24 protein-coding genes are annotated in these 20761 nt (G+C 65.1%); 7 read left to right on the top strand and 17 right to left on the bottom strand.

What is annotated here, in order from left to right:
• The coding region (locus tag P3L18_RS06745; RefSeq protein ID WP_276113661.1) for an HNH endonuclease at positions 1-455 on the top strand (455 nt) is incomplete at its 5' end.
• A 123-nt stretch (positions 456-578) separates the two neighbouring features.
• Positions 579-731, top strand: a complete 153-nt coding sequence (locus P3L18_RS06740; RefSeq protein ID WP_276113660.1) for a hypothetical protein — start codon at positions 579-581, stop codon at positions 729-731.
• Here P3L18_RS06740 and P3L18_RS06735 read toward each other — a convergent pair.
• Positions 712-1305: a hypothetical protein gene (locus tag P3L18_RS06735; protein WP_276113659.1), complete on the bottom strand. Its 594-nt coding sequence runs from the start codon at positions 1303-1305 to the stop codon at positions 712-714. The two genes, P3L18_RS06740 and P3L18_RS06735, sit on opposite strands and share 20 nt — an antisense overlap.
• A gap of 244 nt (positions 1306-1549) precedes the next feature.
• Between P3L18_RS06735 and P3L18_RS06730 the strand changes: the two genes are divergently transcribed.
• Positions 1550-2161, top strand: coding sequence for a LysE family translocator (locus P3L18_RS06730; RefSeq protein ID WP_276113658.1), 612 nt, complete (start codon positions 1550-1552; stop codon positions 2159-2161).
• Positions 2162-2170: 9 nt separating this feature from the next.
• On the opposite strand, the gene P3L18_RS06725 is transcribed toward P3L18_RS06730, so the two are convergent.
• From P3L18_RS06725 to P3L18_RS06690, 8 genes are all read right to left on the bottom strand, one after another.
• Positions 2171-2881, bottom strand: coding sequence for a DUF2786 domain-containing protein (locus P3L18_RS06725; RefSeq protein WP_276113657.1), 711 nt, complete (start codon positions 2879-2881; stop codon positions 2171-2173).
• Between the two features lie 42 nt (positions 2882-2923).
• A complete protein-coding gene (locus P3L18_RS06720) occupies positions 2924-3676 on the bottom strand; it encodes a hypothetical protein (RefSeq protein ID WP_276113656.1) in 753 nt (250 codons plus the stop codon).
• Positions 3673-4008, bottom strand: a complete 336-nt coding sequence (locus tag P3L18_RS06715; RefSeq protein WP_276113655.1) for a hypothetical protein — start codon at positions 4006-4008, stop codon at positions 3673-3675. Before P3L18_RS06715 ends, P3L18_RS06720 begins: the two co-directional genes overlap by 4 nt.
• 29 nt (positions 4009-4037) lie before the next feature.
• Positions 4038-4199, bottom strand: coding sequence for a hypothetical protein (locus P3L18_RS06710; RefSeq protein ID WP_276113654.1), 162 nt, complete (start codon positions 4197-4199; stop codon positions 4038-4040).
• 1561 nt (positions 4200-5760) lie between these two features.
• The gene (locus P3L18_RS06705) at positions 5761-6558 is read right to left on the bottom strand and encodes an amidohydrolase family protein (protein ID WP_276113653.1); all 798 of its coding nucleotides are present in this window, start codon (positions 6556-6558) and stop codon (positions 5761-5763) included.
• A 36-nt stretch (positions 6559-6594) separates the two neighbouring features.
• Positions 6595-7662 carry an AbrB family transcriptional regulator gene (locus P3L18_RS06700; RefSeq protein ID WP_346348421.1) on the bottom strand — a complete coding sequence of 356 codons (1068 nt, stop codon included), beginning with the start codon at positions 7660-7662 and terminating at the stop codon, positions 6595-6597.
• 53 nt (positions 7663-7715) lie between these two features.
• Positions 7716-8783, bottom strand: a complete 1068-nt coding sequence (locus tag P3L18_RS06695) for a PrpF domain-containing protein (protein WP_079931595.1) — start codon at positions 8781-8783, stop codon at positions 7716-7718.
• Positions 8780-9598 (bottom strand): sterol desaturase family protein, encoded by an 819-nt coding sequence (locus P3L18_RS06690; RefSeq protein WP_079931594.1) that lies wholly within the window; start codon positions 9596-9598, stop codon positions 8780-8782. Before P3L18_RS06690 ends, P3L18_RS06695 begins: the two co-directional genes overlap by 4 nt.
• Positions 9599-9830: 232 nt before the next feature.
• Between P3L18_RS06690 and P3L18_RS06685 the strand changes: the two genes are divergently transcribed.
• Genes P3L18_RS06685 through P3L18_RS06670 form a run of 4 tightly spaced genes read left to right on the top strand, consistent with a single transcriptional unit; the run spans position 9831 to position 13898 of the window.
• Positions 9831-11120, top strand: coding sequence for a 2-isopropylmalate synthase (locus P3L18_RS06685; protein ID WP_079931593.1), 1290 nt, complete (start codon positions 9831-9833; stop codon positions 11118-11120).
• On the top strand, positions 11117-12067 hold the full coding sequence (locus P3L18_RS06680) for a 2-dehydropantoate 2-reductase (RefSeq protein WP_139765851.1): 951 nt from the start codon (positions 11117-11119) through the stop codon (positions 12065-12067). Before P3L18_RS06685 ends, P3L18_RS06680 begins: the two co-directional genes overlap by 4 nt.
• Positions 12064-13458 carry an MFS transporter gene (locus P3L18_RS06675; RefSeq protein ID WP_079931592.1) on the top strand — a complete coding sequence of 465 codons (1395 nt, stop codon included), beginning with the start codon at positions 12064-12066 and terminating at the stop codon, positions 13456-13458. Before P3L18_RS06680 ends, P3L18_RS06675 begins: the two co-directional genes overlap by 4 nt.
• Positions 13455-13898, top strand: a complete 444-nt coding sequence (locus P3L18_RS06670; RefSeq protein WP_079931591.1) for a helix-turn-helix domain-containing protein — start codon at positions 13455-13457, stop codon at positions 13896-13898. Before P3L18_RS06675 ends, P3L18_RS06670 begins: the two co-directional genes overlap by 4 nt.
• Here the strand turns inward: P3L18_RS06670 and P3L18_RS06665 are convergent.
• From P3L18_RS06665 to P3L18_RS06630, 8 genes are all read right to left on the bottom strand, one after another.
• Positions 13867-15078 (bottom strand): hypothetical protein, encoded by a 1212-nt coding sequence (locus P3L18_RS06665; protein ID WP_079931590.1) that lies wholly within the window; start codon positions 15076-15078, stop codon positions 13867-13869. The two genes, P3L18_RS06670 and P3L18_RS06665, sit on opposite strands and share 32 nt — an antisense overlap.
• Positions 15075-15407 carry an ImmA/IrrE family metallo-endopeptidase gene (locus P3L18_RS06660; protein ID WP_139765850.1) on the bottom strand — a complete coding sequence of 111 codons (333 nt, stop codon included), beginning with the start codon at positions 15405-15407 and terminating at the stop codon, positions 15075-15077. The genes P3L18_RS06665 and P3L18_RS06660 overlap by 4 nt, the downstream gene beginning before the upstream one ends.
• Before the next feature lie 157 nt (positions 15408-15564).
• Positions 15565-16494, bottom strand: coding sequence for an alpha/beta hydrolase (locus tag P3L18_RS06655; RefSeq protein WP_276113651.1), 930 nt, complete (start codon positions 16492-16494; stop codon positions 15565-15567).
• Positions 16495-16676: 182 nt separating this feature from the next.
• Entirely contained in the window at positions 16677-17261 is a 585-nt protein-coding gene (locus tag P3L18_RS06650) for a TetR/AcrR family transcriptional regulator (protein WP_172398953.1), read from the bottom strand.
• Positions 17262-17313: 52 nt separating this feature from the next.
• A complete protein-coding gene (locus P3L18_RS06645; RefSeq protein WP_276113650.1) occupies positions 17314-17745 on the bottom strand; it encodes a hypothetical protein in 432 nt (143 codons plus the stop codon).
• 96 nt (positions 17746-17841) lie between these two features.
• Entirely contained in the window at positions 17842-18720 is an 879-nt protein-coding gene (bla, locus tag P3L18_RS06640; RefSeq protein WP_276113649.1) for a class A beta-lactamase, read from the bottom strand.
• A gap of 168 nt (positions 18721-18888) precedes the next feature.
• Entirely contained in the window at positions 18889-19809 is a 921-nt protein-coding gene (locus P3L18_RS06635; RefSeq protein WP_276113648.1) for a serine hydrolase, read from the bottom strand.
• On the bottom strand, positions 19806-20663 hold the full coding sequence (locus tag P3L18_RS06630) for a LysR family transcriptional regulator (RefSeq protein WP_276113647.1): 858 nt from the start codon (positions 20661-20663) through the stop codon (positions 19806-19808). The genes P3L18_RS06635 and P3L18_RS06630 overlap by 4 nt, the downstream gene beginning before the upstream one ends.
• Positions 20664-20761: the final 98 nt, after the last annotated feature.

Genomic DNA, 20761 nt, shown 5'->3' with positions numbered 1-20761 from the left:
ACCAGGGCAATCAGGACTCTAAAACAAGCCGGACCGATCTACGGGGGACACGCCAGGGTCCGCTGTACAACGAGCACAAGACCGACACCCTGGACCCTGACGCACTGGAGGAACGCGTGGCGGCGCTCATGGCTGATGTGGATGTGAAGAGTAAGCGAGGCATTTACCCCTACGTGCTCGGCGGCGAATCGGACACGAAGCTCCTCGATGTCCGGGCGTTCGACGAGAAGACGAAACTCTCGGCATACGGGCAGCAGACGAAAAAGGCTGAGGCGGAAGGGGTCTCGAACTGTCCCATGTGTGCCGGCGGGAGCAACAACAACGCCTGCAGGATCTACGAGTTCGAAGAGATGGATGCTGATCACGTGACGGCGTGGTCGAAGGGTGGTGCGTCCACTCTCGCCAATTGCGAGATGCTGTGCGTCACGCACAATCGCTCAAAGGGTAGTCGGTAACCGATCGCCTGGCCGCGACCGGTAACGACAGTCTGTGGTGTCAGTAAAGGACGGCCACGCGCCGACTCACCCTGGACGCTAGGGTGAGTGATCAGCGATTGTCGACAGATGTGGAGGTGGACGGTGTCGCAAGCAGACGAGAATCAGAGCAGGATCGAGCGCGCGACGCCGTCGCAGATCGCGGCGATCACGACCGAGGAACGGCACGCCTACATCGAGGAGCTCGCCCGCGAGGGTGCGAAGTGGTCCGCCGAGCTCAACCGCCGCCTGGCGTGATCGGCGCAGCGGACTCACCCGCCGATACGAGGTCGCGCAGGATGCGCTCACAGGCTGAACTCGGCGTGATCTCCTCGATGACGCCGAGCGGCAACACTCCCGGCGGCAGGCAGGAGTCGCTGGCATGGCCCATGCCGAAGACCACGATGACGCCGAGGTTCGTCAGCTGAATCGCGAGCTGTAGCAGCGCTTGTCGGTCGGCGTCGATGGATCGTGGTGAACGGCTGTAGTCGATACCGCCGCCGCGGTAGACGACGAGGACGTGCCCCTGGCCGCCGCCGGGACCCACATGCTGAGCCATAGCCGTCATCGCGGTCATGGTGAGAATTTGCGGCTCGTACGTGCGGAAGTCAGCACCAGGGAAGCAGAGCCGATGCCGGAACTCGACCGCTCCGGCGGCGCGGCCGAGGACGTGGTGCACGTCGGCCAGCGTCGAGCCACCGCTGGCAGGGCCGAGCGTCGTGACGTGCAGCCGCGGCATGTCCGGGGGCACAACCGGTGGCAACGGCGCGGCGAGTCGCGCGAGGTGCGGTAGCGCACTCGCGAGCGCCGGGATCGGCAGGGTCGTCGACATGGTGGCCCCCGGATACGGTTTGACGGCCAGCGTATCGCCAGGTGGGTCGGGTCGTCGATACTCGCGATGAGCGGGCAGTCGTCCGCACAAATGACCGACGACACCCGGCTGATGTCGATCACGACGTCCGGAGTCGCTGGGAGACGTCGGTGAGCGCGGTTGCGCGGTCGGATGTGTGGTGCTGAACGACGCGCATCCGTGAAACAATCCGGTGGTGATCGACTGGCATCTGTTCGGAGCGTTCGTGGTCGCGGCGGTGATCCTGGTGATCGTGCCGGGCCCGGACATGATCTTGATCGTGACGTTGGGCAGCCGTCGTGGACCCAAGGCCGGCGTTGCCGCCGCTGCCGGGGTGGCCGCTGGGCTGACCGTCCACATAGTCATCGCGGTAGTGGGACTGGCCGCGGTGCTGCACCGGTTTCCCGCGGTGTATGAGGTATTGCGGTGGGCGGGCGTCGGCTACTTGCTCTACTTAGCGTGGTCGACGTGGCGGGCTGGTGATGCGACGGCCGAAGAGGCGGACCAGGTCGAGCAGGTGGAGGTGAATAGGCCGGTGCTCTCGGCGTTCCGGAGCGCGACGATCACCAATGTCCTCAACCCGAAGGTGATCCTGTTCAACGTGGCATTCCTGCCGCAGTTCGCCAGCCCGGAGCTGGGGCACATGCCGTTGCAATTGGCGGTGTTGGGAGCGGTGCTGGTCGTCATCGATTTCGCGATCGACGGACCGATCGGGTACTTCGCCGGGACTCTTGGCAAGCGCATCCGCACCGCAAGCAAAACCAGCACCCGTCGTGTCAATCGTAGTGCGGCAGCGATCTTTGTCGGTTTGGCCGGTTGGCTTGCGGCGACCTCGTAGAGCATGAATCTAGTCGGTCAGCGAACGGTTCATGGCAGCTGATGCACCGTCACGCTGACCGTGGGCGTAGCCGGCCGCGCTGTACGACGCCTCCGATCCAGATCCTCTGCGGGTGCGGGAGTTCGCCGCATCCAGAGCGGCGGTGGCGAGTTCGGCATCGCGCCGGTAGAGCACCAGTGCGGCTCCGCCCGCGGAGTCGATCACCTTCTCCTCCTGGTCCTCGATCCGCATCCGCACCTTCTCGCCGAACCCAGCGACCCACGAACGTCGGTACCGGAGAGTCTCGGCCGGGGTGAACCTGGTGCGGCCCTCTTCGGCTGGACGGACGTGCTCGACCAGCCGCAACATCTGTGGCTGGAGAATCTCCCAGAGGAACCGCACCCGGTCGAGGTGGCGCGGGAGTCCGTAGACAAAGACCTCGTAGTGACTGCGGTGTGGGATGTAGACGACGTCGCAGTGCAGGCGCTGGATCATCCCGAACAGCAGCATCGACTGCTGCGGAATGTATTTGCCGTCGATCTTGACGACCCACTCGACCGCCTCGGGCCTCCCGGCAGTCGCATTCAGACCATTCCTGGCCTGGTCGATCGTGGTCATTTCGAGCCCGTACTTGGCCACCAGCTCGAACGCCTTGGTCTGAAACACCGCCTCCTCGGGCGTCCCGGCCTGACGAAGCAGCTTGGCGACTATCGTCTGCATCTTGCGGGTCCGGGTGTCCATGAGGGCTCCAATCGGTATGGGGATCAACGGAATTGGATCGTGTCAGTCGGCACGGAACAACAGCACGTGCGCACTGCCCGATGCCTCCCACATCGTGACGGTGCTGGGGTCTAGCTCCCGATACCTGAGTGCTGCTTGTGCCGACTCTCGGTCGGGGTATATGCCGATCAACGTTGCCAGGCCGTCCGCGTCCGCCGCCCACGCCTCAGCTGCCTGGCGCATGGCTCGATCGATGGGCATCGCGTACGGATCTGCGCGCGGCTCGATCTCGAGGTATGGGTGTTCGGGAGCCGGAGGTTCGAAGCCGATCTCGTCGGCGAAGTCGCCGTGGTCCTCGTCGTCGAACTCGGCGGGCTCGCAGTCGGTGCAGTGGGTCGGGTGCGGCGTCCACTGCCATTCGCTGTTCTCGCGGCGAACGACGAACTGCCCGTCGCCGCTGATGAACTCGAGGTCGTCGTCAGTGTTGTCGGGTGCGCCTGGTTGGGTGTCCTCGGCGATGTGCGGCTGCAGATGCTGCACCGTCTGCTCGATGTCGACGCCGACGGACGGTCCGATCAGGTCGCCGTAGGGGTTGTAGGGTCTGCGCTCGCGGTACTCGGTGTCGTAGAGGTTGAGGCGGGCGACGAGGTTCTGCACGCGCTCCTCGGGCGTCATCGCAGCCAACTTCGCACGGGCACGGCAGGCCCGGCACCCGATGCGATCGTGTGCGGTGCGCTGGCCGCACCTGTCGCAGTGCAGAAGCGCTTGTGCCGCAGGCGGTGTGGGAGGACCGACCAGGTCGGGATCGTCGGTCACGACTGCTCACCTCGAGCCTGTCGGGCCTCGAGTTCGAGCGCTCTGGCCTCCGCGTCGATGAGGCGGTCGAGAGTCTCCGACCTGCACCGGCGGCAGGTCTCCTGGGAGTCGTAGATCGCGGCTCGGCCACACCGGAAGCACCGCTCGAGATGCACCTCACCGGGATGCGGTGCGGTACCTGTCTCAGCCATCACCGTGCCGATCACATGCGCGACGATGATCCGCCTGTGGCCGACATCGACCAGGCCGGCCAGATCGAGCAGCAGTGGTAGATCCTGCTCGGCTTCGGCCACGATCAGGTTGGCCTCATCTTCGGTTGCGGCAGTTGTCATTCGGCGAAGAATCGTGGTCAGGCCGCTCATCACAGTGCCTCCGGATCGGCGATGACGCGGACGTCGTCGGGGCGGGCCAGGGCGCAGGTCATGATCGAGAGCGGACCGTTGCTGCGGCGGTCGGTGAGGTGGAGATGAAAGAGGAGGCGGCCGTCCACCAGCGCCTCGCGGCCGACGACGTGGCCGGCCACGTCCGGACCGAGGTCTAGTAGAACGTCGCCGATCTCAAGTTGGCCTGCTTGGCGGCGCAGCAGGCCGTAGCCTGCGGCGGCCAGGGTGCGGGCTGCGGCAGCTCTGACGAGGGGGACGCGATCGGGACTTTCTCTCGTAGTGACTGGTTGAACTTGATTCCGCTAGCTTCTTGCGCTTCCTTATGAAGTTCTTGTGACTCGACCGAATCCGCAGGATAGACACCAATCCATATACCTGTCAGTGCCGGCTATGAAGCTGAGGCGCATACTGGTCCAATGATTATATGATCGAGCGGGGGCCCTGCCGTTGGTTGCATCTCCACGATATGGAACATTTTTCCATCATGATACTGGCCGTCGGCAATGAATTGCGTCTTTGCGTAGACGGCTGATACTCTCATTCCTGACATATCTTTAGTCAGGAGAACTCCGCGATTAGAAGGTGCGTTTGGAGAGTCATCGTGCGTGCTGGCGCCGGGATCGTCCCAGACATTCTCGCCGATTATCCATAGCGCGCTAAGCGTCACCAGCAAGAGCGCCGCTATTCCACCGTCGAGCCACCTGAGCCTTAGCGATACGGGGGTGTCCTATTTCCATTCTTTCCCTACCTTGCATAACAACACTTTTAGGCCGCGCGGTTGAGAGTTCGTCATGGTCGCGGGACCACCCTAAATCCGGTCGGTACATAGTAATAGAAAGTTTTAGTCCAGACGACAGATTTTGATCGTGTGTCGTATTTCTGGAGCACGTAGGAGTATTCCGCATACTCAGTGTAGGCGTCCGCTGCGTGTTTCGGCCCGATATCGCTGCTGGAACTTCGACATCCGTTCCGCCTTCGATCATATTTTCAACACTCCTGCCAGTGCTCTTTTCTACGCTACTGCTGACGAATGCGTTGATTCCCTTTAAATCGAATCCAGCATCACCGGAAACGGTGCTACTCGTAGGACGCGGCCAGAGGAGCCGACGGCGCCGGTAGTCGATCGGGGCCGGATGCATCTGCAGGTGTTCGTGCGGGTGGCGATGTAGGTGTAGGTGTAGGTGTCGATACCCCGGTCGTGAACTATTAAGTTGCTTAGGGCAAACCGAAGGACGTCGTCGCTGATATCGAAGTTGAATGCGTTTGCGAGAGTCGAGATTGCGGCGCGTCGTCCAAAGTGGGCGAGCGCGATCGGCGCCGATTGGGGAAATATTCGTTGAACTCGAGGTGGCATGGATGGCGCTAGCAGGTCGCGGACTCGTCGAACCCAGACCGAGGTGTTCGTGGCCGAGGAACTCCCGGCTCCGGTACTCGGGTTACCGATGACGGCGGCACTGATGCCGGGTTCGTTGCCAACGAAGTGATCGCGTGGTGCGGGCTCCGTGGTTCTCGAGTGTGAACCAGCGAGCTCTCCACCGCCGTTCAGCACGGTGGTGGAGAGCGTCGTTCTCGCCGACGGGCCCGCTACGAGGACCGCCTCCGAGCCGACGAAGCGGCGGCGGCCGACTAGGTCGGTTTCGGACGGCTCACGCCGAGCCGCAACCGTTGTCATGCACGGCGTCGTGTGACGGACCCGCTCAGCTAACGCGTCTGTGTTGCCGTCGGAGCAAGAGTCGCTGCGGATGTGGAAATGCGATAGAAGGTCTCAGCGTTCGTGCGGAGTACGGCTTCAGCGTGCTCCTCGCCTACCTCGCACACCAAGATGTCGATGTCGTCGTCCGCGAAGGGGCGTCGAGCACGCGTCGACGGTAAATCGGTACCGAACATCAGCGCCGACGGGTCGATCTCCGCGATCTGCCGGATCGCGGTCGACACATCGAGGTCGACCCTCCCGAATCCGGTCGCTTTGACCCGAACACCCCGCTCGACCAACCGCAGCAGAATCGGCACGCCTTGGGGCGATAGGCCCAGGTGATCGATGCTGACTGCGGGCAGACTCCCGATGACGTCGACCAGCTCGGAGAGGTCGGCGGCGTCGACGTAGAGCTCGGTGTGCCAGCCGGCGACGTCATGCACGCGACGGGCGAAGGCGTCGAGTTGCTCTATCGTCTCCGAGCCGCCCCGGCGCACATTGAACCGCACCGCACGGATACCGGCGTGGTCGAGCTCGATGAGTTCCGCGTCCGTCGTGCTGGCCGGAATTTGGGTTACCCCCACGAAGGTGGGTCCGAGGCGACCGAGCGCGTCGCGCAGGTAGGCCTGGTCGAATGCCTGGAACGAGCCGGATACCACCGCGCCGCCCACCACGTGCAGTCGCTCTGCGTGCTCGCGGTAGGCATCCACGTCGAACTGCTCCGGGAGAAACCCGTTGTTCTCGACCACCCGGAACGCGTGATCGATGATGTGGAAGTGCGCATCGAAGATCGTGAAACCACCCATTCTGCAACTCCTCTCATAACGGCTCACGGCTGAGGGTCAGCCGAGCCTGGTGTCTACGCTTGGCGCTTCCGCGCGATCCCGCGACCCCAGACGGCGCCCGATCTGGGTCCGGTCGGAGAACACCCGTGCAGCGATCGCCGCCGCGAAGACCATCGTCAGCAGCCGGATCACCTGGAGCGTGCTCACCACAGGACCAGCGCCGGTGTCCGTGGCAGTCGCCATCACCGCATAGATTCCACCGGGTGTGGTGGCGAGGTAGCTCTGCCCCAACGATATGTGAAGCCACACTGCGACTCCCACGGCCATGGCGAAGCACGCGCCCATCATCACGCCGATCAGCACGGCGGTGACGGGTAACAACCGGACGAACAACCGCAGCGAGGCACGGGTGAAGGAGCCACCCGCCTGCCATCCGATCACGACGTAGGCCACCGCCACGACCAGGCTCGGCAGGTCGAACCGCAGTCCGGGGACGGCGAGTTCGACGACGAGGGTGACCATCAGGGGCATCAGCAAGTACGGGGCCGGCACCGAGAGCCGCGCACCGATCCGACCGGCGAGAGCGACGATCGCCACCGCGACGGCCAAGCCGAGCACACTCGGTGCGTGGCCGACGGCGGTCGACCGCTGCGGGTGCAGTCCGATCGCGATGAGCACGAACGGCAGAGTGACCGTGACAACCACAAGCCGAAGGTACTGTGAGAACGCCACATAGCGATGATCAACGTCCAGGTCGACAGCCATCGTCGAGATGCCGCTCGCCCCACCCGCCAGTGTGGAGAGCACGGCCGTCGCCGGCGAAACCGCACCCCGGCCGGCCCATGCGACAACGCGAGCACACCCCAGACACAAGGCCAGGGTCGCGGCGCTGACTGCGATCGACACGATGAGATAGCGCTGCGCCGTACCGGCCCCGACGGTGGCGAGTGGGGCCGCGGCGAGGATTCCGATGATCGACTGGCCCGGTCGCAGTGCCCAACGGTGCGGCGTCAGCTCCTGACCGCCGATGATCGCCACCATCCCGGCGGCGATCGCCGCGGCGACGAGCCAGGACCCGGGCATCCGTAACTCGGTGAACACCGCACCCACGCCGACTGTGACCACAGCGCACACTCCCCACCGCGCGGTGCGGCCATGCACCAAACCGCCGGCCCCCATTAGCTGGCCATCGCGGTTGGATCGACGAAAACGGTGCCGTCGAACAACTTTCGTGCCGTGCGCTGCAGCGAGGCGCGCATCGGCGTGCCTTGCGTACCGAGCGCGACGTCGACCTCCATGACTCCGGCCGGATGCTCGATGAGAAGCGGCGCGCGCTGTGGGCCGCCGAGCACGGAGTCGACGACCGTATTGCCCACCGCCGCAGCGGTCGACAGCGCTATCGCACCGGACACCGCATGCGCAGGGTGGCAGCCGATGGGGACGAAGTAGCGGGATCGGACTGCGGCGGATGATCCCGACCGTGACACCAGCATCACCTTCGGTAGCACGCGACCGCGCACGTCACCCATGCCCATCTGCAGCGCTGCGCGTAGGCGCATCGCTTCGATCGCCTCGCCGAGGCGGCGGTCGGCATCGAGGTCTGCGGGATTCTCGTCTCCGCCCAGGCCGAATGATTCGGCGCGGGCAACCACGGCGCACACGGCCGCGTCGATGCCGGTGAACTCGATTCCACCGGCGACATCGACAGGTCGGCCGGTCGGGTGCAGGCGGCCCGTGGTGCCGCCGACGAACTCGGTGAATGCGACGTCTACCGGTGCCGACCGGCGTGGCACACCGGCGATCCGATGATCTCCCTGATAGGTGACGATGCCCCCGGGAGTGCGTACCGTGAGCTCCACGCGCGCACCGGTGTTGACGAGATTCACTCGAACTGTTGTGAGTGGGTCGCCGGCGGGTACGAGCCCCCTCTCCACGGCGTAGGGCCCGACGCCAACCAGGAGGTTGCCGCATGTGGGGGTCCAATCCACCCGCATGGAATCGAGGTCGACCTGACCGAACAGATAATCGATATCGCAGCCTGGTCGGGTGGACGGTCCGACGATCGCGACCTTGCTGGTGGTGGTGCTTCCGCCGCCAACGCCGTCGATCTGCCGTCGATCGGGCGATCCCATGATCATCGGCAACAGCGTGTCGAGATCTTGGCCGGTCTCCTGCAGATCCGACCGCAGGAAATACATCCCCTTCGACGTTCCGCCGCGCATCAGCATGGCCTGTACCGCGATCATCGGGTCACCGACTTTGCGGTCTGCGCTGAGCGCGGGCCGGCATCTGTCACCGGTCGTAGTGCGAGCTCTTTGAGCTGGCGCGGATGGAAGGGCACAAGAAGGAGTCCGATGAGCCCGAGGTCGCGGGAGTAGTCGAGGCCGATCCGCCAGTCAGAGGTTCGCTGCCGCCGGTTGAATGTGCCGAACATCCGGTCCCACCAGGGGAACAGGAACCCGAAGTTGGTGTCGGTGTCCTCTATCTGGTCGTGGTGATGAGCCACGTGCGTCTCCGGAGTGAACACCACCAGGCGGAGCCAGCGCTCGATCCGCTGCGGGACAGCGAGATTCGAGTGGTGCCACAACGCGGCCACGAACGCCAGGGTTCCGAAGACGGTCAGGTAGAGCGGCGGGGCGCCGATCACGATAGCGACCGCCACGAGAAGGATCTGATGCAGAGACTCCTCGACCGTGTGCACGCGGGCACCCGTGGTGAAGTCGAAATCCTCGTCCAAGTGGTGGACCTGATGGAATCGCCACAGCAACAGGCTTCGATGGCTGACGCGGTGGAACCAGTAGCCGGCCAGATCGAACGCCAGGACGGCAAGGATCATCCCAGTCCACATCGGGAGTCGGTTGATCCCGACCGGCGGGTGAACGACCTGTGCCGCGGCCAAGCAGAGCACCGTCAACGGCGGTATCGCAACATGATTGATCACGGTGAAAGTCAGGTTGCGGGCGGTGCGCGCACCCCGTGGGACGGCGCGCCCCCAGCGGGCCGCCCCCAACTCCGCGATCCCCAGTAGGATCAGCCATGAGATCTGTACAGCGATGAACACATTTGCCTCCAAACGTGTTTGAGTGGATCGACAAGAGCGTTGGGCACGCCGCGCCGCGGACCCTCGAAGGTGTTCACATTTGTGAACGACACAGATACTCCGCTGGCTCCGGGTGGCTGTCAACCGGGGCGGCCTGTGATCCTGCCCTCCCGGAACCAGTCTTGACTGGCATCACCCGGGCGCGTTAGATCGCTGCCAGGCAACATTGTTCACAAACATGAACGGAGTTTCGATGTCTGCGCTGTCCTTTCCTGCGGGGCACCGGCCCCGGTATGAGAACTTTGAGATCAAAGCGGTGTCCGACGAGACGATTCGTGAGGGTGGCGAGCGCGCACCGTTCGGAGCCGACAACCACCGCAAGCTGCGGCTGATTGAGGCGATCACGGGAGCCGGGGTCACCGACATCGATGTGGGCTCCGGTCTCGACGAGGCGGCATTTGTCCGAAATGTCTTGGACGCCAAGCACATCATGGGTCGGATTCCCGCTGCCGCGCAGTTCTCGTTCAATCTCACGCTCAAAACCTGGGAGCCGCTGATAGAGACCTTGGAGCGCGACCTCCCACCGGAGTATCGCGACGAGATCTATGTCAGCGTCGGGATGATCGAAATCGACAGCCACAACTGCCTTTTCGAGCGAGTGGTAGATCGATTGCGGGGTATCGGCGTCCACCGGTTCCGGTCCAGCCTGCTCAATGCGTTCTCGACCACGATCGACGAGCAGAAGTACGAGCACCTGGGCACTCAGATCGAGCGGTGTCGGGCGCAGGGTATCGAGCTGATCCGGATCAATGATTCGGTCGGCACGCTGCTACCCGAGGCCACCGCGGTCCTCGCCGCAAACCTTGTGCACGACAATCCCGACATCACCTTCTATCTGCACGGGCACAACGATTACGGCATTGGGACCGCGAACTCGTTGATGTCGGTCTTCCATGGATTCCAGATGGTCGAGGGCGGTGTGGCGGGGGTCGGCAATCGCGCCGGACTACCCGAGATTGAGAGCATCGCAGCGGTCTTCGCACGCAACTCGATCACGGTTGCCGACGGTGAGCTCAACTTGGACGGACTCGTGCGGGCGGCACAGCTCTCCGAGGAGACCTATATGGCTGTGCCGGATCCCTACCGGGCGATCAGCGGATTTCTGGTCCGTAACGAGAATGCGGGCATTGTCAACGTGCCGGACTACTTGGGCGTGACGCGTGACGTCGACTACTTCCTCAATCGGATTGGATTGTTTCCCAACTATATTCGACAGATCCTCATCGAAAGCGGGGTGGACGCCGATGCGGTGTCCGACCCCGGTTTCCTCGACGCTGTGTACAGCCACCTCGCGACGCAGATGGACGAGATGTACGCGCGTAAGCGGGTTGACTACGACGCCCTGGCCGCGCAGATCCAGGACTTCTATTCCGACTTGGTGCGCCTGGAACACGTGCAGCTCGCGGCGATGGATGTTCTCGGTCGTCGTGGTCTGAGGACCGTGGCCGGCGCGACAGGTCCCGAGGAACGGATGTCCGCGTGAACATCGTTGTGGTCGGAGCTGGAGCGCTCGGCCTGTACTTCGCGGCGAAACTGGCCGCAGCGCCGGATGTGGAGACAGTCACTCTTGTCGCCCGGTCGGACGCGGCGGACCGATTTGCGAACGGGGAACCCCTTGTCGTCGATTACGGCGACCAGCAGCGTGAAACCCGGGCGGTCACCGTTGTCTCCGACATCGCCGACGTGCGAGGCGACGCAGACCTGGTTGTCGTCACGGTCAAGTCATGGCAGGTCCCGGGCGTCGCGGAGCTCGTGGCCCCACTGGTCGGTCCACGGACATTGGTGATGACCGTGCAGAACGGCGTGGACGCGCCGCTCGAGGTCGCAAAGATCGTCGGCTCTTCGCATGTGGTTGCCGCGACGTGTGTCGTGATCGCGCAGCGGATCGGCCCGCTGACGGCCCGCTGCCTCGGCCGGGACGCCGCAGTCGAGGTCGGCCCCATAGATCACACCGACCGCCCCTCCGATGCGCACGCCCGACTCGCCACGGTATTGCTCGGCGCAGGACTACAGGTGACCGTCAACCTCGACATGCGACGCGCGTTGTGGCGCAAGCTGATGCTCGTCGCCTCCTACGGGGGTGTCGGCGCGCTGTGTCGGCAGCCGACCGGGGTCACCGCCACAGACCCCATCACCCATGCACTGGTCGAGGCCGCGATGCGGGAGGTGGCGGCGGTGGCCTGCGCGCACGGTGTCCACGTCGGTCCGGACGATGTGACCGAGGCGATGAGTGTGTACGTGGGATTCGAGTCGGCGACGACGTCGTCGATGCAGCGCGACCTCCTCGCCGGGCGACCCTCGGAGCTGTTCGAACAGAACGGTGCGGTACTCGCTTACGCCGAGCAGGCAGGCGTCGAGGTGCCGGTGCACAGGATGATCGTCGCCACGCAGTCTCCCGGGGAACGTCTGGCGCGTAGCGAACCGCGATGACGGTCACACCCGAGCAGGTTCGGTGCAAGGTCCCCGCTCTCGGCTGGTTGGGCGTGGTGGCGGTGAGTCTGGGCAACTTCATGGTCGCCTTCGACGCCAGCGGGGTCAATGTTGCGCTGCCGGCGATCGCCTCGGACCTTGGCGCGGGAACCGTTGCCCGCCAATGGATCTTGGATGCCTATACCGTACCTCTGTGTGCGGTTCTGTTGCTTGCGGGTGTACTAGGGGACAGGATCGGCGGCACCCGGCTGTACCGCCGCGCGACCGCGGTGTTTGCGGTGGTGTCGTTACTCTGTGCTGTTGCCCCGGATTCGCCCACTCTGATCGCCTGTCGAATAGTGCAGGGCGCGGCAGGCGGTTTCATGCTGCCGATGACACTGTCGGTGATCAGTCGCCGGATCGGCGAGCCCGCCCGGCGCGCGCGGGCGATCGGAGTGTGGGGAGTTGTCGGCGGCGTCGCGATCGCGTCCGCCCCGTTACTCGCCTCGGTGCTTGTCGCCGGCTTGGGTTGGTGGTCGGTATTCGCGTGCAATATCCCCATGTGTATCGCCGCGCTGCTCCTACTGCCGGCGGTCGACGATCGCGAGGCGACGACGCGCAGCATCGACTGGCGCGGGCAGGTGCTGCTCGCGGTTCTGCTGTCGGCGCTGGCTTGCGGCGTGATCGAGTCGATGCGCGGCGCATGTGTGGTGGCCGGGTTCGCCGCCGCCGCATGCACCGCCGCCGTGGCGGCGCTGGTATGGCATGTTCGCCGGGCACCCGCACCAATGGTGCCGCCCGAGGTGTTCAACCGGCCGTTCTCGGTTTCGGTCGTGGCCGGCACGTGCTATCAGTTCGCCGCGTACGGCTCCTTGATCGTTTTACCGATGTATCTCCAGCTCGTCCGCCGGTTCGACGTGGTCCACGCGGGCCGGCTGATGATCCCCTGCTGTGTGGGCTGGCTCGGCGGAAACGTCATCGCGTTGCTCGCTCCGCATCACCTGCACCGGAGGTTCCTGAGTGTTGCGCCGGCCGTCGCGGTGGTCGCCGCGGCGGTGGTCGCGGCGACCGCGGCGACTGTCCTGCCTGCGGCGCTGGTGGCGACGGTCCCGCTAGGGGTGACGGCCGGTGTGCTCGCGTCGACGCTGAGCAGCACGGCGATGTCGCTGGCTACGCCCGGTACGTCTGGGGCGAGCGCCGGGACATTCAACGTCGGCCGACAACTCGGGATGGTGGTGGCGGTGGCGGTGCTCGGATCAGATGCGCTGTCCGCCTCCCCGGTGGCGGCGTTCAGTACGATTGCAGGGGCGTTTGCGGTTCTCGGTGGCGCGGCATGGGCTGCGTTGCGAATGTCGAATGCCCAGACAGAGGACATCCTCCTTCGAGGCCGCGACTACGATAGAAACACATGACGGCTGATAGAGAGACGTTCACCGAGCGCCTCAACGCACTGTTCGAGCGACGCGAACGTACGACGGGCCGCTCGCAGACCCTGAACGAATTCCTCAACGACTTCGAGGCGGTCACCGGCACCCGGGTGAGTAAGGGGTACCTGTCGGAGCTGCGCAACGGCGTCGTCACAGATCCGCGTATGGCCCTGATCCAGGCCTTCGCCGAGTACTTCCAGGTACCGACGGACTACTTCTTCGGCGGAGCCGAAACCGCTACCGGGTCGTCTGCAGCAAAAGCGGACCTGATCCGCGCGCTCACCGATGCCGGCGCCCGGGTTGGACTGCGGGCGGGTGGCCTCTCCGACGAGTCGCTCAACGAGGTCACCCGGATCATCGACCGGCTGCGGGAGAAGGAGGGTCTCATGCCTGTCACCGATCGTGATCATCCTGGGCCGGAGTGAGCGCCAACGCGTCGGCAAGGGCGGCCAGCGCCCGTGCACACGCGACCTCGGGCCCGATCGAACCGCGTACCAGCGTCCGATAGTCCCGCGCGGTGGCAGCCACCAACCGGTAGTCCGACGTCCGTACCGTCCGGAAATGGAACAGCGGCGTCGTCTCGGTGACCGCACCGTGTCCGCCGGTGGCGCTCGGACCGTCGTCGGCGAGGGTAGCCCGCAGGGCCCGGGCGCGTAACCCGGCGGCGTCGAACACCACGACGACCGCAGCGCTCACGTAGCCCGATATGGCTGCGCGACTGGCGAACTCCGGCCACCGGGGCTGCCCGTACCCGGACACGACACCGAATCGCCCCTCGGTCTCATACCGGTCGATCGCCACCAGCAACGGCCGCAACCGCAGATAGCGGCGGACGTCGTCGGCGTGGGCGAGAACCGACCGCAACAACGACCTCGCCTCCATGAAGCCGAAGCCCGCAGCGTAAACGATCGCACCGACGACGTGTGCGACGAAGGCGACCGTCTCGACAACGTCAGCGCTATCCGGAAGTACGGCCCGCCAGTATGGCGCTGTCATCCGGCACACGGCGAACGCCGCGATCATCGCCGAACCAAGGCACACCAGTGCCAGCCCCACCTGGGCCGGCCGGCGTGACATCTGACGAATCTGGGGCAGACAGACCCACAGCACAATCGATTTCGCGGCCAGCATCGACGCCGCGTACACCGCAACATAGACCTTGCCCACAACCGTTGGCTCGATCCCGACAATGTAGTTGGGGTCGGTCGGGCCCGGGTACAGCAGGATGAAACACACCGTCAGCGCACCCACGCTGACCGCACCGAACGCCACCACCCGCGCCACCACCGTCGTCGGCACCCGGCCCACCCGCCAATACACCGCAAGCAGCACGGTCAGGCAATTCCAGACGACCCCCAACGCGTGGGTGAGCAACGCCGTCGGCCGGTGGATTCCCGCCACCTGGTCCGCACCGGCAACGAAGATCAGCGCCGTGGACTGATAGAACATCACCCCGACCAGAAGTGTTGCGAGCGCGAGCCGGTACCGCGAACCGACCGGGCGCCTGCGGGTGAGCACCCCTGAGACCACCAGCAGAGCCACCAGGAGAAAGGCGATCACGTCGGATTCATAGCCCCACAGGTACTCCACGGGCGCAACGATCACGGAGTCCCGCCCGTCAACGTGTCGGCGATTCGGGCGGCGGATGAGTCCGGATTCGCCATCCGCGCCGATCGCACGCGGAGCAGATGTGAGACGCGGGCAGCGAAGTACTCAGCGGCCCGCTCGTCGGCGATCGATCCACCACAACCGGACTCTGCGGGCTCCGCTGTTCCATCCATCAGCGCGTGCTCCAAAAGTAGATGGCCCACCTCGTGCAGGATGGTGAACAACTGGTGCGTCGGCGGGGCGTAGCGGTCGAACATGACCACGTCGGCGACCGGCAACCGCACCACCATGCCGAACAGTCGGGTCGAGCCGAAATCAGCAGGCACGAGCCGGGTCTCGCATCCTGTCAGTGCCCTGGCGGCCGTCAGTAGGTCGCCCAACGTGGGTTCGCCCTCGCACGACCCGACCCGCTCAACGAGGGCTGCAGCGGCCCGGTCGGCGCGGCGACGGGCACCCGCGGGTGGTCGCCCACGCTCACGGCGGCTAACCATCGCGGTACCGTTCCAGCCAGTCCAGGATCAGGCCTGCGCTCTCGTCCGGCGCTTCTCGATGCGGAAAGTGGCCGACACCGGGTAACGCCGTGTGTCGGTAGTGGGCCTCGACGAACCGCTCGGTCGCCCGCGAGGTCGACAGCGCAAAACAGCCATCCCGCTCTCCGTGGATCAGCTGCGTGGGAACGGTGATTCGCCGTGCCGCGGCCAAGGCGGCGTCCGTGCCGGCGAGTTCCTCACGCGATGCGGCCTCACCCCACCACCATCGGTTGCGGTAATACCCGATAGTCGCATCCGCCCAGTCGGTACCGAACGCTGCCACCGCGCGCGCGGGTTCCCCGGTCTCGAAGTGCCACTCCGGCGACCACTGTCGCCAGAGATGGGCGACCAGTTCGGCGCGACGGGTCGCGAGATATCGCTCCCCCATCGGGGTATTCAGCAACCACTGATACCAAAACATGTGCAGCTGCTCTGGGGCGGGTAGTTCGGCGGCCGCGGACCGTGGCGACCACCCGGCGCCCAGAGCCGTGAGCGACGCAATCGTTGATGGTGCCGTCGCAGCGACCCCGAAGGACGCCAGCGCGCCCCAATCATGCCCCACCAGATGCACCGGACCGTTCACCCCGATGGCCGCGACCAACTCTGTGAGCGCCCGGACAAGACCGGCCTGGCTCGCCACGTCGCGCACCGGCACACCGACCGCGGCACTACCACCCACTCCGGGCCACGCGGGCACAAGCACCCGAAGACCGTGACCAGCGATATGCCTCGCGAGCGGCAGCCACGATGCTGGGCCATCAGGCCAGCCGTGCACGAGCAGCACTGGATCTCCGGCGGCGGCCTCGGCCTCGACACTCACCACCTCGAAGTCGACCAGCGAGGTCCCGATCCGCTGGCGCGTGGCAATCGGTTCCCCCGGCATCCCGCCAGGCTAGTCCACCATCAGCAACATCGGAGGAGTGAGAATGTCGGACTCGACCATCAAATGCGGCAAGGCGTACTGCGCGGTGGTAATAGCGATGATCGAATCAGTTTGGGGCAGAATACAAATCGACCATCGCGACCGCAAACGACAGGAAACCCGCATCGAATCGGCCTACGCGATCACTGCCCGGCGTCGTCGGGTCCCACGTCGTGGTCACGAGTGCCAAAGCCGTTGATCAGGAGGTTGGCGAGTTGCTCGGCGTAGATGGCGGGTTTGAGCTCTGGATGTGCGGTGAGGTAGCCGAGCATCGCGTCGATAGCGCCCTGGTAGGTGACCGCCATGACGCGTGTGTCGGCCGGGTTCATGGAGCCTTCGGCGATGCCACGCGCAAACAGCTCCTCTTGGAGGCGGTAGCCGGTCTCGTAATCGTGGACTGAGAGGCGCTGGTCGCCTTCGGGAGTGAGTAGGTTGTGCACTATGTGATCAAGCGCCCGCAATTCCGCCGCGTGCGTGCGCGTCAGCAACGCCAGGTGGTGCAGGGCCTGCCGGACGATGTCGGTGGCCGGCTGCGACAAGTCGAGTTGGTCGACGACTTCGGTCCGCAACCGCTCATCGATGTGTTCGGCCGTCTTTCGCATCAGGTCGTCCCGGTCATCGAAGTAGCGCCAGATGAGTCCTTTTGCGACCTCGGCGGTGATGGCTATCGCCGTTGCCGATGCGGCCGCGTAGCCGCGCTCGGCAATCACCGAGATCGCCGCGGCCATGATCTGGGCCCGACGTGCGTCAGCACTCAAGCGCACCCGTGAACGGGGGCCGTCAGCGACGGGAGCGCTCCGCCGTGATCGGTCCATGCGCCCCATTATCGCCGACAGTGGCGATTCGGATGACGAGCACCACCGAGATCGCCAGGAGCAGGGCAATGGCCACCATCTCCACACGCATCCATGTCGGCACAAAGCCGGGGATCGATGCCTCGGCGACGTTGACCGCCACCAGCACACCCGAGATGATCCCGATCGCGCGCAAGCTCCCTCGTTTGCCGGAGCGGACGCCACGCAGGCGCAGCGGGAGGACCACGGCGAACACCCCGATGATGATCGCGTGGACCCACGCGTCGGTGGGCGCGAGATGTGGTGAAGTCGCCGACAGAATGCCCAGCAGGGCGACTGTGCTGATCGCCACGACGGCATAAACGACGATCACCTGGCCCAACAGACGGACGGGACCCTGAGCAGATCTAGTGACCATGCAGTCATTATTAATGACTGATCGGTCATTAAGCAATAGTAAGTCTGCACCGAGCGCTCGCGATCACGCGGCAGCCGACCATTCTCGCCGGGATCATCAGCGTGCGGCATGTGCTGTCACGAGTGCCGCGGTCTGACCGATCACTGAGTCCCGCGCTGTTGCCTTGGAGTTATTTGTGGCGCTGCGGGTCTGAATGACCAGCAGTATCAGTGCTCCGTCGGGGCCGTAGAGGACTCCGGCGTCATTAGCGGTGCCGTAGTCGCCGGTGCCGGTTTTGTCGGCGGTAGACCATCCGGCCGGAAGGTCGGCGCGGAAACGTTTGTCCGACGTGTGCGTGCCGCGCATCCATCCGAGTAGGGTCACGCGATCGCGCGGGTCGAGGCGCGCTCCTGACATGGTCGAGCGCAGTCCCGCGGCCCATGCGCGCGGCGTCGTCGTATCCCTGGAGTCGCCGGGGAACGCGGTGTTCAGTTCCGTTTCCTCGCGGACCATCACTGTGGCCCCATCTCCGGCTGTGCGCGCGTATGCGGTGACGCCGAGTGGTCCCCCGATCGCGGCGAACATGAGATTGGCCGCCGTGTTGTCGCTGTACTGCAGAGCTGCTTTGGCGATCTCGGAGTAGTTGAGGGTGCGACCCGCGTAGGTGCTCGTGATCGGCGAGTTCGCGACGATGTGATCGGCGTGCACGGGTACTCGGGAGTCCATCCGCAGGAGTCCGTGTCGGGCGGCATCGAGCACCGCGGCGGCCAGGTAGACCTTCGACATCGATAACACCGGGTACCGCTGTTCGCAGTTCACCGCCGCAATGACCCGGCCGGTTCGTAGATCTTGCGCCCACACTCCGGTCGTTACGTCGTTGGCGGTCGCGATGTGCCGGATCTGCGCCTCGATCGAATCGGCGGTCGCGGGCGCGGCCGCTGTGGCGGGCGCGGCGACGGCAATTGCTGCCGCCATCGCGGTGATCAGGGTCGCCACCTTGCGAACAGATCGGATTCGGAATCGGAGGTGTTGTGGAGACATGAGCTGATATCACCCCATGATGGCATCGGCTGGGAAAGTCTCACTGGCGCCGACGTGCATAGCCATCGAGTATCGGAGCACGTCAACAGTGATACCGAGCGCCGATTCTTCGTGGTGGTGAGCTCAACCGTCGGAGTCGCGGGGAGTACGCAGCGCGGTGACGACTGCGCGCGCCACCGCACCGATCGCGACGTCGACGCGCGGTCCGCCGGCATCGCCGCGGGCGCTGCGCGTGAACACGGCCACCGCTATGGGGTACTCCTCGGGGTGCTCGATGACCGCGACCTCGTTGCGGATCGGCCCGATGGTGCCGGTCTTGCCACACACCCTGGTACCGACACTGAAGCCGGATGCGATGCGCGACCGGGATACCTGCTGCGCCATCAGACGCCGAATCCACGCGCTGGACTCGGGGGTTGCCAGGACGTCTCGCCAGAGGCAATCCAGTAGGCGGGTGCAATCCCGGGGTGTGGTTGCACTGGTGTAGGCGGCGTCGTAGGCGGTGACCTGAAGATCTCGATCAGTGTCGGCCAGCACGGCGAACGCCTCGGCCACGGTGCTGGTGCCGGTTTCGGTGACGAGCCGTGCGTGGACTTGCCGGACCCCATCCACGACGGTGGTGTGTGTGGTGTGCGCGTCGGCCAGGACCGCGGCGATCGATTCGAGTCCGACCCGCTCGAGAACGACATCCGCCGCGGCATTGTCGGACACCACCATCATCGAGGTCACCAGGTCCCGCCAGGTCAACGAAACGGGATCGCCGAACAACGACAACCCTGTCGGTCCGTCCGGCCGCGCGCGGGGATCCACGAGTACCTGCTCCGATGCGTCGATCTCCCCGGCGTCGACCTCCCGGGCGAACGCGATTGCCAGAGTCAACTTGTATACCGAGGCCATCACCACCGGATGGTCGGCGCCGAGATCGATCTCCTGTGATGCGCGGCCGCCGATGACCCGCGCATGCACCCACCCTGCGCACCCGGCATCTGCGAAGATCGCCGCGACGGTGCGGGCCACCTGTGTTTCCACAGGATCGATGATCATCGCAACGTCCAGATCGCTGAGATCACTGCGTCGGCGGCGTCCTGGACGGAATCGGTCCGCGACACCACACGTAGCCGTATCGCCAGATCGTTCTCGGTAACAGTCACCGCCGTGATGAACGGTGACTGAGTCGATGCCGATCCGAGTGCGAACGCCGCACCGGACGCGACGGCCGCCGCCTGAGCCGCTGCGGTGGTGAACGGAAGCACCTCTGGGTCGAGTCCGCGCGCCCGTAGACGGTCGATGAGGGCGTCGAACGCCGGTGGATTATCGTCTCGGGATGGGCAACTGAGTGCCAAGCCGCGCAACATACGCAGCGACGGACGCCTCGCGGAGGTCAACGGATGATCGCTCGCGACCAGGACCGATCGGCTCAACTGTGTGACCGGACCAACCTCCAAACCTTCTGTGACACAGGGATGCTCGATGATGGCCACGTCCAACGCCCCGGATCGGACGAGCTGTACCAGCGCCGATGACGTATCCACCACGGTGTGTTGGCGGCCGTGTGCGCGGAGTGCGTAGGCCACCCCGGTTCCGATCGAGGCGTCCAGGTGCTGCGGCAGGCCCCACCGCACATCCCCCGCGGAGTCGCGCAGCAACCGGGCCACATCGGTGAAACGCTTTGCGTCATCCACGAGCAGGCGGGCGCGAGGAAGCAACTCCGCACCTGCCTCGGTGAGCTCTGCTCCCTGCCTCGTTCGCAGAATGAGCTCGAGTCCCAGCGTGTTCTCCAATCGGCGCAACCCCTGCGACACCGGAGGCTGCGTCATCGCGAGCCTATCGGCGGCACGACCGAAATGGCCTTCCTCGGCGACGGCGACGAACACCCGCAGATGATGTACTAGATCCACGCTCCGAGTATGCAGGTCTCGCTCGATGGCGTCACCAACGTGCATCTCCATGACGAGCGCAAGCACGTTGGAGGGAACCCAGGCGTCACCTACCTTCC

The sequence above is a fragment of the Gordonia sp. N1V genome, assembly GCF_029269935.1.
GTDB lineage: Bacteria > Actinomycetota > Actinomycetes > Mycobacteriales > Mycobacteriaceae > Gordonia > Gordonia polyisoprenivorans.
Note: the sequence above shows the minus strand (reverse complement) of the source record. Positions and strands in the feature narration are given on the sequence as shown.